The following is a 13420-nucleotide window of genomic DNA, read 5'->3' on the forward strand; positions in this document are numbered from 1 at the left end:
TTGGAGCGATCATTCTGTTGTCGACCCTTTTCCTAATTGCCCGAAACGTGGGTGACACAAGCCAAATTCCATATGCCGATATCGAAGAGATCGCGCGACAGCCTCGGCTTTCCGCGCCCAAAATGGTTGGCATGAGCGAGACGGGCGGGACCTACACAATTGAAGCAGATGTCGCACGACAGGACCCCGACACAAATAACGGCCTCATTGCTGAAGCCATTGTGGTCAACATGACCACCATTGACGGGATTCAGACCACCGTGTCTGCGGGCGTCGGAAAGCTCGATTCCGATGCAAAGGTCGTCACGCTCAATAGCCTAGCGCGTGTCGCAACATCCGATGGATATTTGATGGAGACCAGAGGCCTCGTCACCTCTCTCATCGACGGTAGCCTCGAAACGACTGATCCGCTCGAGGTTCGCGCGCCCTACGGAAGTTTGACCGCTGGACGTTTGACGATCACGCCAGATTCAGACGAACCGCAGCTAATTGTTTTCAACAATGGGGTCAGGCTGATATATCAGCCCCAATCCAAGGAATAACCATATGTCTTTGAAACGCGGATATTTGTTTGCCCTGTCGCTATTGCTGGCATCCCCAGCCATTGCGCAAACGAATATTGCGTTAGACGGATTCTCCGCAGATGCGACCGCACCTGTTGAAATTGCGTCCGAATCTCTCACCGTAAACCGCGAGTCTGGATCGGCTGTATTCACTGGCGATGTCGTGATTGCCCAAGGAAAGCTCCGTCTATCCGCTGATAGCGTTGAGGTCATCTATCTAGAAGCAAGCGGCGATATTTCCCGCCTTCTTGCCGAAGGTCACGTGATCTTTGTCACCGAAAATGATGCTGCTCAGTCGGATCAAGCCGAATACAATCTAACCGACCGCCGTCTCGTCATGACTGGCAATGTCATATTGACCCAAGGCGCCAGCACCATCGCTTCGGACCGCATGACCGTGAACCTCGACACAGGCGAAGCGCAGCTTGATGGACGCGTGCGGACCACGCTTACACAGCAGGACAACAATTGATGACTGACCTCTCTGTCACCGAAGGCGATGTTGGTCTGCAAATTGTCAATTTGCGGAAAAGCTACAAAAAGCGGACCGTCATTCGGGACGTAACGCTGCGTCTCAATCGCGGCGAAGTGGTCGCCCTACTCGGTCCGAACGGCTGCGGTAAAACCACGACCTTCTATTCAATTGCTGGCCTCGTTTCTCCTGAAGGCGGTAAGGTGATTGTGGATGGCCGCGACGTAACTGCCCTGCCCATGTATCGTCGAGCCCGCCTTGGCATCGGCTATCTCCCCCAAGAGATGTCGATATTCCGCGGCCTCAACGTCGAAGACAACATCATGTCGATCCTCGAAATTTGCGAGAGCGACCCGAAGAGCCGTCGCGAACGACTCGAAAGCCTACTCAGCGAATTCAGCATCGAACACCTCCGCCGTGCGCCGGCACTAGCGCTGTCAGGCGGGGAACGTCGCCGCGTTGAAATCGCCCGCTGCCTTGCTGCTGGCCCGAAATATGTGCTCTTCGACGAACCCTTTGCAGGCGTCGACCCGATCGCCGTCGGTGAAATTCGCCACCTCGTATCTGATCTAAAAAACCGCGGCATCGGCGTTTTGATCACTGACCATAACGTCAGGGAAACACTGGAAATTGTGGACCGTGCATACATCCTTCACGATGGCAAAGTCCTCATGTCTGGCACCACCGAAGACGTGGTGCGCGACGAAAACGTGCGCCGTGTTTATCTGGGCAATACGTTCCGCGTAAACTGACCGATTTTCGCCGCTACCCGAAGTGGGTCATTGACAAAACTTCGGATCGGTCGTGTCATGAAGGGGATGACACAATTTGTTCCCCTTCGCGTTCCCTCGCAGGCTCACCAGCCTGACGGACGCGCTCAGACCAAATGTCATCTTATCCCACACACCATCATACCAGCCGCGTTGACTCGCGAATGCTTTTCTATGGTCGTGTAAGCAAGTGAAGAGGAGATACCATGCGTTACCAAATCAGCGGAAAACAAATTGATATCGGCGAAGCCCTGCAGAGCCACGTTAAAACCGAACTCGGTGAGACGTTGGGCAAATACGCAGGTCGTCCAACCGATGCGGTTGTTATCTTCTCCAAGTCCGGTCCCGAATTTGTTTGTGAAACCGTTGTCCACCTTTCGACTGGCCTCACGGCCCAAGCAAAGTCGCATGCCCATGAAATCTATGCAGCTTTTGATGGCTGCTGCGAAAAAATGGACAAACAGCTCCGTCGCTACAAACGTCGGTTGAAGGATCACCACTCCGAAAGGACAACTCCGGTTGAACTTATGGCCAGTTCCTCTTATATCCTCGCCGCAACCGAGGAGTCGGAAGACGAGAGCGAAGCAGCTGTCGCGCCGATGATCATCGCTGAGATGGAGACCAAAATTCCATCCATTTCAGTTGGTGAAGCGGTGATGCAGATGGAGTTGGCCCATAGCACGGTCCAGGTCTTTAGAAACGAAAAACACGGCGGACTGAACGTAGTTTACCGCCGGGAAGACGGAAACATAGGCTGGGTCGATCCGAAGTAATCGACCTTTGCCGTCGAAAGGCCCAAGGCGATTTAATGCAACTTTCGGATATTCTAAAGACCGATGCGGTCAAGACAATCACGTCTTCGACCAGCAAGAAACGGCTGTTCCACGATCTCGCCGACTTGGCGCAGAATTGCTACGGCTTTAATGCGTCTGACGTTGTCGATGCGTTGCTGGATCGCGAAAACCTTGGGCCTACTGGCGTGGGACACGGCATTGCCTTGCCCCATGCCCGCTTAAAAGACGCAACATCAGTGCGCGGCATCTTCCTGCGTCTCGAGAAGCCACTCGACTTTGATTCCGTTGATCGCCAGCCTGTGGACCTCGTGTTTGCACTCTTGGCACCCGACACTGCTGGTGTTGAGCACCTCAAGGCTCTTGCGCTCATTTCGCGCACAATGCGTGATCCTGCGATCTGTGCAAAGCTACGGGCGAATAGCGATCCTGCGACCCTGCACGCTATTTTGACTGAAGTTCAGTCGACACAGGCCGCCTAAGCGCGCCACGCGTCAAACCCAAAACTCATGTAGTCGCGTGAATAGGCATCGTTAGATGCCTTTTCCAATTCTGCGTCATAGATGCGTGCCAAACGATCCGCGAATGGATCGGTGACGGATGCAAAATCTGGAGCATCCGTACGACCTACGGACGCAGCAAGGTATGCCAAGTCCAAGGGGAGTTGGTCCTCGCGGATGATAATGTCTGGCGTTGCGAAATTCGAAAACCCTTGAACAACGGCCCATTGCGAGGCCCATGAGTTATCAACCCTGATCGCTGTCTGCGCCTGCACGTTTGCCTTGAGGAAACTCAGGAATGACAAAAATGCTGCCCGATGTGCATCGTCATCGTAAGCCTCGCTCGGAGGGGTGTCTTTCGGGATCGGCACCTTGAACATCTGGCGCAGGGTCTTGCGGATTTCACCATAAACAGGCCCGCCCTCCAACCCGAGGATATGTGTGCAGAACGCAGCGTGGGCCCGCGCCAAAGGATGACGCACCACCGTAAACGCACGATGCCCAGGATTAGACCGTTTCCACTGACGCACCGTCTTCTGGGTAAAGCCCTCCATCACAGGGGCACCATCCAAACGGGCCAACCATTCTGCCACGGCAGCCTCTGGTCCACCTTTGATTGGCATATACATCAATGGCGTATCAGCCGCCGCGATATACTGCGGGATCATTGCGCCACGGCGCGGTTCAAAGTTCGGCGTGCGAGACAGATTGAACCGATCCAAACGCGTGAGCGCTCGCTCCATCGCGTCGAAGTTACTGACCTTCTCAGATATCGACGCTGGGTTCTGCTTCTTGAGCGTCTTATCAAGAGCCTCAAGCCGTGCATCCGTGCCGAGGAATGCCGAGAGGCCATTCATCACATCAACGTCTTGCAGGTCCTCGTAAGCAACATAGAACGCTGTTTGACCCGTCTTTTGCAGGCTGTTGAGCAAGAAGATTTGGAACTCTTGTAACGCCGTCAGGTGGTTTTCAAACTCTTCGGCATTGAAAGCGACGGTTTCAGATCGAGCGTTCTTAACATTCGTCAACTTCCACTGCCCCGTCGCCTGCGCGATTTTCCAACTCACATAGCTATCGACGGGATTTCGGGTCAGCACGATCTTTGCACAACGCGGATCAGACAGAGCAATGTCCAAAACGCGCGGATCGTGGTCATGGAAGTAACGGAAGCCGCCCAAACCCTCGGAATGCGCTTTTATCGTATCAATCAGATGGTTCGCATTTTCGTCTCGCTGAGCTTTCGACACACCCAAGATATTGTCTTTGTTCGGGTAGCCAATGAAATGCGGGTTAAACGCCTCGCCGTGGCACACGATGCCGTCAAAAGCGTTCAAATTTGCTTCGAGGAAATTCGACCCCGTCCGCATTTCAGCAAAAACAACAAAGTAATCGAATTTCGACATAAACTACCGAACCAAATAGGGTTTTCGCGCACTGCGCGGTTCATTTGTGGCCACAGGATCGACTGGAAAATCGCCCATGAGGTAGGGGTGCATCCCCTGATTTTTCAAATTCTGTAGGAACTGCCCAAAGCCAGTCAAATCGACCATGCGCGGGGCTTCAGTTAAACGGCGGACGTTCTTTCCCGTGATCTCATCCACAACCGTTTGGAGCGCTTCCATCGGCGACTCAATGAACTCGGCCATGGTCCAAATTCGGACGCGCGCCTTTGTATAAATCGCACGCAACGCCAGTAGGTGTTCGCTTTCGATCCGCTGAAGCCGCGCGGCCTCTTCACGGAGATCCGCAAAATTGCGGTTCGACTGGAACAAAGGCACCGCCCACGCGCCCGAGATCACACTGATCTGTGCATTAGGATCACGCGCAACGTCCCAGCTGATATCTTGGGTGTCATGTGGGCCGAATTGGAAGCACTGACGTTCGCCGCGGGTATTCCAAACAAGGCTCCGCAAGAAGCTTCGCGTGTTGTAGTCCCGCAACTTCGGACAGTCCGACAATGCACCAACAAAAGTCGACTGACGCCCCTCGAACTCAACCCGTTCCGGTGCAAACAAGTGACCATGCACCCGCGCACCCGTCGCTTTAGCCAACCACGGTTCGAAATCCTCGAACAGTTCGGTAAAGCCTTCGAACATAGAATATGGGCCGCAGGTTACGCCATTCTCCCAATCTTGGTTCGGGAAACGGCTCTGCATGTAGAGACCCGCGCGACCACGGGTTCGACGGTCGACAGCGCGAGCAAAAATTCGGTCGATTTTACCCGGGTTCGGTTCAGCCGCCTTTAGGCCTGCCGACGGTCCAAGGAAGGCGTCATACAAACGGTTCGCATGCGGCCAAATCTTACGCGCCACAAAACAATCCGACCGCCGCAATAGCTGCAGGTGGTCGTCATAGAAAATGTGCGGCTTCCCTTGGAAATCGAATTTCGACAGGGTCAGCGAACGGCTCTCGACGTTCGGTGAATACAAACGAGACAGCGTTTGGAAATAGCTCTCGTCGGGAATCCAGACCTTCTTGAAATACCGATCATAGGTTGGTCGATCTGGGTCTTCGAGGATGGCAGACAGAGTCTGACGCGTCAGGCACCACCATTGCGAACCCATGTGCGGGACGATGCCCTTGGGGATTTTACGTTTAAATTTCACGCGACGCTGTAAGTCGACGTAGAAATCGAACAACTGTCGCTGGGTCTTCCACGAAAACGGAAACCGCAATGTGAAACGTTCGTGGTCAAGCCCGCCGACAGTCCAGGGCACGTCGGCCGTTGTCGCGCTCTCGATAAAATCGACGCGTGGACGCTCGGCTAAATAGTCGTGTAGTTCATCGACAGGCCGCAAAGGCAAGCACGAACCAGACGCCAGATAGACATGCGTAACCGATGGATGTTCCCGCAGGATTTTTTCGCTGGCTTCTTGGGTCGCAGCAACGATGCCCCACGTTCCCCACTCACATTTGTGACGGGGCGAGAAGGTTACTTCAGGCATGTCCGAGACGGCACTTACAAATTTGTCGTAGCGCGCTTTGTTCACCTTAGCATCAACATGAACAACAACCGGACAACCGCTTTTCACCCAATTGCGGATCACCTGCTCTGCGCGATGCAGCGCGGTGTGAACCAACATAACCACCCCAACCTGCGTCATGCCCAGTTCCCCTTGGACATGAGGCCCAGAATTTCAAGCTGGCGCCAGTTGATGTATTTTTCGGACCACTTGCACCACAGATCTGTGTTGTCCTGTAGCCCTGCGACGTAGGCCTTATATTCATGGCTCGCCGCGTAATGTTGTTTACGCGCGATTTCCTCGTGGGCTTTGACGGTCAGCGTATCGAGGAATTTCGTATGCAGCAGAATACCTGATGCCTTTTCGCCACCCCATTCATCGTATACGAGGTTCAAACCACGCGGCAGCAACATGTGAGTGCTACTGACATAAGCATATCGACGGTCCCATTTGACCAATGGAACTTTATTCAACGCGGGCGCACGCTCTGGATTGTCTTGGAAAAACGCTCGCGCCCGTGGTCCACCTTGGATCCAAAGGTTACCGAATGACGGGTTCCGCTGGATGGCGTAATTTCCGCTATCAAACCAGTTTGCGATCTCTAATGGATCGTCACCGCGGCGGTACGGGATCGCAGAAATGGGGCCCTTTGGATACATATCCAGCAACATTGCCGAGAACGACTTAATCGACGACGCGTCGAGCCAATCCGTCAGAGCGCGAATGGGTCGCGTATCGCAGAACGGAAAAACAAACAGCTCATCTGGATCGACGACCAAGGTCCAATGCCCGTGGCCGTATCGCATCAACAGCCAGTTCACCCAATCGATGCCAAAGCGGGACCGCTTATAGCTCTTTCCTGTCGACCAAAGCGAAACGTCCGACTGATCCGCGAGATACTCTCGCCCACCATCATCGCTATCGTTGTCGATCATCAAAAAGTGGTTAACGCCGAGGTCGCGATAATACTTAAGGAAATACGGCAACCGCACGTCTTCGTTGCGCAGTGTCGAGACAAGCAGAATATCGCTTTTGCGAATTTGAGAGGTGCGATCTGCAATAGGCGTAAGCTCGTGACGCTTACTCAGCGCACGAACGAGCCAGCGACGACGCTGAACTCTTAACCTGTATGATCTCCAAAGCCCCAAAACGGCCCCTTACCTAGTCAGCTTACAAGCTAAGCTGTCGCTACTCCCAACACAGCCGCAAAGTGATCGTCCCACTTTGGCAATGATACGTAGGCAGCCCGCTCCCCGTCTTCGTTTGTCTTTAATTCGTTAACGGTTTCCCGCCAAGAATAGTTATCTTGTGGGTCTAGGTAAACAATCCGATCACCCAAGGTTTCGCGGTAAACGGGTAAATCTGCGCAAACAACAGGCGTGCCCAGCGCGGCAGCTTCGATCGGGGGCATCCCAAAACCTTCTGCGATCGACGGAAATAGCATCCCCTTAGAGCCATGAACGACCGCCGCGAGAGCAGAATCGCTCAGATCAGGCACTTCGATCACATCGGGAACGCCGCGATCCAAAGCCTCGAAAACCGTTTGGTTCAGCCAACCACGATTGCCGCAGATCAACAGAAGAGGGCGCTGTTCGGCATCCAGAGACTCCCAAACCTCAAGCAAGAGAGAATGATACTTCCGCGGCTCAATGGTGCCGACTGTCACAAAATACGGTCGAGACAGATCAAGGTCTGGCGGAATTTCAGCATACCGCGGCATCACCGGATCAATACCCGGATGCGCCACAATGATCGGCGGAACACGCCCGTGCCGCTGCAGATGGGGTGTGAGGCTATCGCTCGTAGATTTGGACACCGCGATTACACGGTCGGCTTCTTCGGACACGACGCGCAGTTGCCGATTGAAGTCGGTGACAGTTTGCGGACGCTGTACCTCAGGATAATCCAACGGGATTGTATCATGGATCATCACATGGACGCGTGCATTGACGCTTAGTTTGAACGCAGAAACGAATTCAAACTCCAAGTTCGTATGCCCAACGATGTAGAGATCAACACCTTTGGGCAAGTGCTCTGACAACATGAGCGCCAATCGGCCGCGTCCACAACGGGCAAGACGGTGCTTGCGAACAAAGCTTTGTGCCGCCTGAACACGCGTTGGCATCTTGAACCTGAGACGTGATAGAAGGTCCGACTGCCCCCATTCACCTTTCAACGTCGCCCGAAGAATGGATTGCCCGCCAGAGCGGTCCAACAAAACATACCCGTAGGACGTTCGCGCGATGAAATAGCAGGGAACATCGTCGGCTAGGAAACGGCGCAGATAGGCCAGTTCGACACGATCAACACCAGTCAAGACTCGACCCGCACGCCCGACCAGACGTGTGATGTCCAGAACCCTGCCTGAAGCGTTATTTATTATAGTGTCCACTTTGGTGCCAGCGCCACGCGTCTGTAATCATTTCACGAAGTGTAGACCGAGACGGCGCCCAACCCAACTCCTCAATTGCACGCGTGCTACCTGAGACCAATTTCGTTGCATCACCGGGCCGACGATCCCCTTCGATCATCGGGACCTCTCTGTTCGTGACCTCCGCAGAATGCGCCACGACCTCGCGGACGGAGAAGCCACTACCGGTGCCCAAATTAAACACCCGACCGTCTTTGCCATCTTCGAGCCACTTAACGCCCAACACATGCGCATCAACGAGATCACAAACGTGAACATAGTCGCGAATACAGGTGCCATCAGGTGTGTCGTAGTCAGTACCAAAAATCGTCAACGCTGCACGCTTACCGTCAATCGCATCCAACATGAGCGGAATGAGGTGCGTCTCTGGCTGGTGGAATTCTCCGACTTCAGCTTCGGGATCGGCGCCCGCGACGTTGAAATATCGGAAAATCACTGACCGCAGACCATGGCTCTGACCAAAATTAACCAACATGTCCTCAATGGCGCGTTTCGATGCACCGTACGCGTTGATCGGCTGCTGAACACAGGTTTCGTCAAGCGTCACGCCATCCTGTTCACCGTAGGTGGCACAGGTGGACGAGAACACGAACTGCATACAACCCGCATCGACAGCGGCCTCAATCAGATTCAGGGACCCGCTGACGTTGTTGCGCCAATAACTCCCTGGATCTTTCATACTGTCGCCAACTTGGCTCAGCGCCGCGAAATGCATCACGGCAACAGGTTTATGCTTTGCAAAAACCTCGTCCAATCGCACGCGATCTAGCAAATCACCTCGTTCAAATGGACCGAACTTTACGGCGTCTTCCCACCCAGTGATCAAGTTATCAAAGGTAACGGGCGTATAACCCGCCGCCTTGAGTGCTTTGCACGCGTGCGAGCCGATATAGCCCGCACCACCCGTTACCAGAACAGTTGTCATAAACCTCGCCCTTAGAGTTGGGCCTGACGAACCGCGTAGAGATCATCAAGATACGTTTCGAATTCACCGCGAAGGTCAGACCGAGCAAGACCAAATGCAACAGTTGCCTGCAAGAAGCCAGCCTTGGAACCGCAGTCAAAACGTTGGCCTTCGAAACGATAGCCGAAGACGTTACGGTTCTGACGCAATTCTTCCGCGATCGCATCGGTCAGCTGCAATTCACCGCCCGCGCCACGATCAATGGTCTCAAGGTTCCGCATCACGTCGGGGGTCAGAATATAACGGCCAATAACGGCGAGGTTGGACGGCGCATTCTCGGGCTTTGGCTTTTCAACCATGTTCTTGACCGAAACGACCGACCCCATATCAGCTTTGACATCCAAAAGACCGTAGGACGACGCTTTCTCCTGCGGGACTTCCATCGCGGCAACCATGCAGCCGCCCGTTTCCTCATAGGCTTCGACCATCTGCTTCAAACATGGTTTATCAGCCGCGATCACGTCGTCAGGCAGCATCACCGCAAAGGGTTCATCGCCAATCAAACGACGGGCACACCATACCGCGTGGCCCAAACCCAAAGCACGGTGCTGACGAATATACGCAATCGCGCCGCTCTCCATGTAGGTGCTCTTCAAAACGTCGAGCAGTTCATGTTTGCCCTTCGCTTCGAGGTCAGTTTCCAGCTCCACCGAGCGGTCAAAATAATCTTCGAGTGCAGATTTCCCCTTGGACGTCACAAAGATAAAATCGGTAATCCCTGCCTCGCGGGCCTCATCAATCGCGTATTGGATCAATGGGCGATCCACGAGAGTCATAATTTCTTTGGGGACCGATTTGGTTGCGGGCAAAAACCGTGTTCCGAGACCAGCAACCGGGAAAATCGCTTTGGTTACTTTTCTGCTCATGTCGTACTCCAATTAACTTGGCTAAATTTTTTTCAAATGCCGCCTATCACAACAAAAATGCCGTTCAAATCGCCTTATTCACAATAAGTAACAGTATCTACAGGCTCGGCACTTTTCAGCCCAACGCTACGGAAATTTGTCTCTAATCCCAGCCAACCGGCTCATTTCATGTGCGGTTCGTGACTTTTTTGTCCACAGACGGAACACGGGGTCCGACCGGTCGGAGCGACCAAACAATCCTCCGCATTGCAACCAAATGCCGTCTTCTTGGAACCGGACGTGATGGAATAGAGCCGTTAGGCTGTAGCGGAACACGGTCACACGGTAGCCTTCTTCACGGGCCATTCGAGCAGCAGCCTTGACCCTCGACCACGAATACCAGCGCCCGACCAACGCCATGTGCCCTGCGTCAATGACGTCTTTTTCAAACTTCAAGAACGGCTCTTTTGACGGGGGAATAGGTGCAAGAGGAACGATATTCGCGGTTTCACCCTCAAGCAGACCTTGGACCATAGTCGCCATGAGCACTGACACATCCTTCGGCTCAATCCGCCCTGCGATCATATGCTCAATCAACCGCCGACGTTGGGCTTTGACTTCGGCGTCGATGACCGGACCGTGTTTTGTCTCGGGCAAATGCTTACGCAGGTAAATCTTTAAGCTCCGACCGATTGGGAAAAGCGTTGTCGGCGCACGATCCTCACGGCGCTTATCACTGGCTGCGAAACCATGATGAACCTGAGCCCGCGGGACAATCGCCGTTGTCATTTCCAATCCAGCCAGACGCATATTCAGGTCTGTTTCATCCAGATAGAACTGAAATGCAGGATCAAAACCACCTAACTTACAAAGCAGATCACGATCAAAGGCCATATTCGTGCCTTCGGTTTTGATACCTTGCTGCGCGGAGCCTTCAACGCAAATAGGATCATCACTGTCGAGGAGCAGTTCTTCGGACCAGCCGTTAGGCCGGACGTCACGGGCTCTCCATTGAAAAGAGATGCCATTGCGACCCCTTACATAGCCGCCAGCCGCAACGGCCTGACGGCTTGCAATTGGCCCGACGAGATGATCGAGCCACGTTGGCTCTGGGATCGCGTCGTCATCGATAAACGCGACAACACTGCCTGCCGCCACCTCAAGCCCTGCATTGCGCGCTGCGGCAATGTTGGCCTCATCGAACGGGATCAATTTGATGTACTTGGCAATGCCGCCCGCAGCCATCTCTTCGCAGCCGCGTTGATCCGCGACCACAATGATTTCGAAGTTCGGGTGCAATAGCTGCATCAGCCCCTTCACGCACCGCCGCAAATGCTGCGGGCGGTCGCGGCTGACGACAATTACACTGACAGGAACCGCGCTCACGCCGCTCCCATTTTCTTGAGCATTGCTTCGATACGCGGCACGTCTTCGGGGTTGTTCAGCTCCCAGAATTGGCGACCACGACCTTCGACCTCAACGCAGAGAACATGCACACCACGCTCAAGGAAACGAAGCTGCTCAAGCCCTTCCAGTTTTTCCAATGGGCCAGCAGCCCAGCGAGGGTAGGCCGCCAAAGCAGAGGGACGGTAAGCATAAACGCCAACGTGGTGAAAAACGGGTGTTTCTTCGTTATCAGAGTAGGTGTTGCCCGTATAAGGAATGACCTCTTTGCTGAAATAGAGCGCGTTATAGTCGATGCCGAACACAGCAGTCGTGCCACCCACGCGCCCAGCGCGGCGATCTTCAAGGAACCCGTTAAGGGCTTCACCTTCAGTGCGCAGAACAGGTGTCGCAACTTCGGCAACGGGGCTCGCCTTAAGGCCCTTGATCAATTCTTCGACGAACCAATGCGGGGTCAGCGGCGCGTCACCCTGAAGGTTCACAACAACATCGTAACCGCCGCCCAGTTTATCAAACGCTTCCGCGCAGCGCTCTGTGCCGTTTTGGCAAGACTCTGAGGTCATAACGACCTCGGCACCGAATGCTTCCGCAGCCTCGCGGATACGATCGTCATCTGTTGCAACGACAACTTTATCCACGCCCTGAACCATCATCGCGGCTTCCCAGCTGCGCTTGATGAGGCTTTTTGCTTCGCCCGTTGCGCCCTTTAGCTCAACGAGCGGCTTCCCCGGGTAGCGAGTAGACGCAAAACGTGCTGGAATTACGATGAGTGTGGACACTTAAGCCTCCTTGAGATCAACGCCCGGCGCATAGGCAATAAAGAACGGGTTCGCGAAGCCCTCTTTGCCATAGCGAAGCGGCTGATGGTTGTCGAAACGCACAACGTCACCACCTGCTCCGACCAAGACAGCGTGTCCAGCCGCCGTATCCCACTCCATGGTGCGGCCAACGCGCGGATAGAGGTCGGCCTCACCCGTGGCGACAAGGCAGAACTTCAACGACGAGCCTGCGGATTTCAAATCTTTGGATTTGTATTTGGCCAAATAGTCATCTGTTGCCTGATCGCGATGCGATTTCGAAGCGACTACGAACAGCGCCTCATTATCGGGTTTCGACACACGAATAGGCTTCAGTTCGCCAACGATCTCCTTGTCGAACGGACCGATTTCTTCGACCGCGTTACCGCCGGCATCGGTGTAGAACAGGCGTTCTTTTGCTGGCGCATAGACGATACCGCGCACAGGCGATCCATCCAGAACATAGGCAATGTTCACAGTGAAATCACCGCGGCGGTTGATGAATTCTTTGGTTCCGTCGAGTGGATCAACGATCAAAAACGTTGAAACATCTTGGCCGTGGCTGTCCGCTTGCTCTTCGGTGACAAGGGCCACATCCGGGAACGCAGCACGCAATCCAGCCGAGATAATCGCGTCGGCTGCCTCGTCCGCCTCGGTCACTGGGCTCTCGTCACTCTTGGTCTTAATTTCAAAGTCAGGGCTGTTGTACACTTCCATGATCTTTTCTCCTGCTTCGAGCGAGAGCTGACGCATCACGGTGACGAGTTTTTCTAAATTCATTAAATTCTCCTGACGGACTGCCCGTATTTACCATAAAATTGATCGGCAAAGTCGTGCCTCTTATGGTAGAGGCTTAAGAGAACGGCAAGAAATTCGTTGATATTCGGGCGCAAGACCCGGCCAGTCACAGGCAAGTTTAA

The 13420-nt window shown here is 54.0% G+C and carries 14 protein-coding genes; 5 read left to right on the top strand and 9 right to left on the bottom strand.

The window, feature by feature from the left end; all coding sequences use genetic code 11:
* Positions 1-47: 47 nt before the first annotated feature.
* The 5 genes from BSK21_RS13855 (at position 48) to BSK21_RS13875 (ending at position 3078) form a co-directional block, all read left to right on the top strand.
* The gene (locus tag BSK21_RS13855; RefSeq protein ID WP_156894218.1) at positions 48-542 is read left to right on the top strand and encodes an LPS export ABC transporter periplasmic protein LptC; all 495 of its coding nucleotides are present in this window, start codon (positions 48-50) and stop codon (positions 540-542) included.
* A gap of 4 nt (positions 543-546) precedes the next feature.
* Positions 547-1035, top strand: a complete 489-nt coding sequence (gene lptA, locus BSK21_RS13860) for a lipopolysaccharide transport periplasmic protein LptA (protein WP_067552583.1) — start codon at positions 547-549, stop codon at positions 1033-1035.
* A complete protein-coding gene (gene lptB / locus BSK21_RS13865) occupies positions 1035-1787 on the top strand; it encodes an LPS export ABC transporter ATP-binding protein (RefSeq protein ID WP_067552580.1) in 753 nt (250 codons plus the stop codon). The genes lptA and lptB overlap by 1 nt, the downstream gene beginning before the upstream one ends.
* 224 nt (positions 1788-2011) lie before the next feature.
* Entirely contained in the window at positions 2012-2578 is a 567-nt protein-coding gene (gene raiA / locus BSK21_RS13870; protein WP_067552577.1) for a ribosome-associated translation inhibitor RaiA, read from the top strand.
* A gap of 35 nt (positions 2579-2613) precedes the next feature.
* Complete coding sequence (locus tag BSK21_RS13875; RefSeq protein ID WP_067552574.1) at positions 2614-3078, top strand: PTS sugar transporter subunit IIA; 465 nt, start codon at positions 2614-2616, stop codon at positions 3076-3078.
* Here the strand turns inward: BSK21_RS13875 and BSK21_RS13880 are convergent.
* The 9 genes from BSK21_RS13880 to cysQ form a co-directional block, all read right to left on the bottom strand.
* Positions 3075-4499: a sulfotransferase family 2 domain-containing protein gene (locus tag BSK21_RS13880; protein ID WP_067552571.1), complete on the bottom strand. Its 1425-nt coding sequence runs from the start codon at positions 4497-4499 to the stop codon at positions 3075-3077. The genes BSK21_RS13875 and BSK21_RS13880 overlap by 4 nt on opposite strands.
* A 3-nt stretch (positions 4500-4502) precedes the next feature.
* Positions 4503-6200: a beta-1,6-N-acetylglucosaminyltransferase gene (locus BSK21_RS13885; protein ID WP_067552568.1), complete on the bottom strand. Its 1698-nt coding sequence runs from the start codon at positions 6198-6200 to the stop codon at positions 4503-4505.
* The gene (locus BSK21_RS13890) at positions 6197-7207 is read right to left on the bottom strand and encodes a glycosyltransferase family 2 protein (RefSeq protein WP_067552565.1); all 1011 of its coding nucleotides are present in this window, start codon (positions 7205-7207) and stop codon (positions 6197-6199) included. Before BSK21_RS13890 ends, BSK21_RS13885 begins: the two co-directional genes overlap by 4 nt.
* A gap of 29 nt (positions 7208-7236) precedes the next feature.
* Entirely contained in the window at positions 7237-8451 is a 1215-nt protein-coding gene (locus BSK21_RS13895; RefSeq protein ID WP_198039376.1) for a glycosyltransferase family 1 protein, read from the bottom strand.
* On the bottom strand, positions 8432-9415 hold the full coding sequence (gene galE, locus BSK21_RS13900) for a UDP-glucose 4-epimerase GalE (protein ID WP_067552563.1): 984 nt from the start codon (positions 9413-9415) through the stop codon (positions 8432-8434). Before galE ends, BSK21_RS13895 begins: the two co-directional genes overlap by 20 nt.
* A gap of 11 nt (positions 9416-9426) precedes the next feature.
* Positions 9427-10320 carry a UTP--glucose-1-phosphate uridylyltransferase GalU gene (gene galU / locus BSK21_RS13905; RefSeq protein WP_067552560.1) on the bottom strand — a complete coding sequence of 298 codons (894 nt, stop codon included), beginning with the start codon at positions 10318-10320 and terminating at the stop codon, positions 9427-9429.
* Between the two features lie 126 nt (positions 10321-10446).
* Positions 10447-11685, bottom strand: a complete 1239-nt coding sequence (locus tag BSK21_RS13910) for a glycosyltransferase family 2 protein (RefSeq protein ID WP_067552557.1) — start codon at positions 11683-11685, stop codon at positions 10447-10449.
* On the bottom strand, positions 11682-12482 hold the full coding sequence (locus BSK21_RS13915; RefSeq protein ID WP_067552554.1) for a 3-deoxy-manno-octulosonate cytidylyltransferase: 801 nt from the start codon (positions 12480-12482) through the stop codon (positions 11682-11684). The genes BSK21_RS13910 and BSK21_RS13915 overlap by 4 nt, the downstream gene beginning before the upstream one ends.
* Positions 12483-13280 carry a 3'(2'),5'-bisphosphate nucleotidase CysQ gene (cysQ, locus tag BSK21_RS13920; protein WP_067552551.1) on the bottom strand — a complete coding sequence of 266 codons (798 nt, stop codon included), beginning with the start codon at positions 13278-13280 and terminating at the stop codon, positions 12483-12485.
* Between the last annotated feature and the right edge of the window lie 140 nt (positions 13281-13420).

It is taken from the genome of Marivivens sp. JLT3646, from assembly GCF_001908835.1.
Lineage (GTDB): Bacteria > Pseudomonadota > Alphaproteobacteria > Rhodobacterales > Rhodobacteraceae > Marivivens > Marivivens geojensis.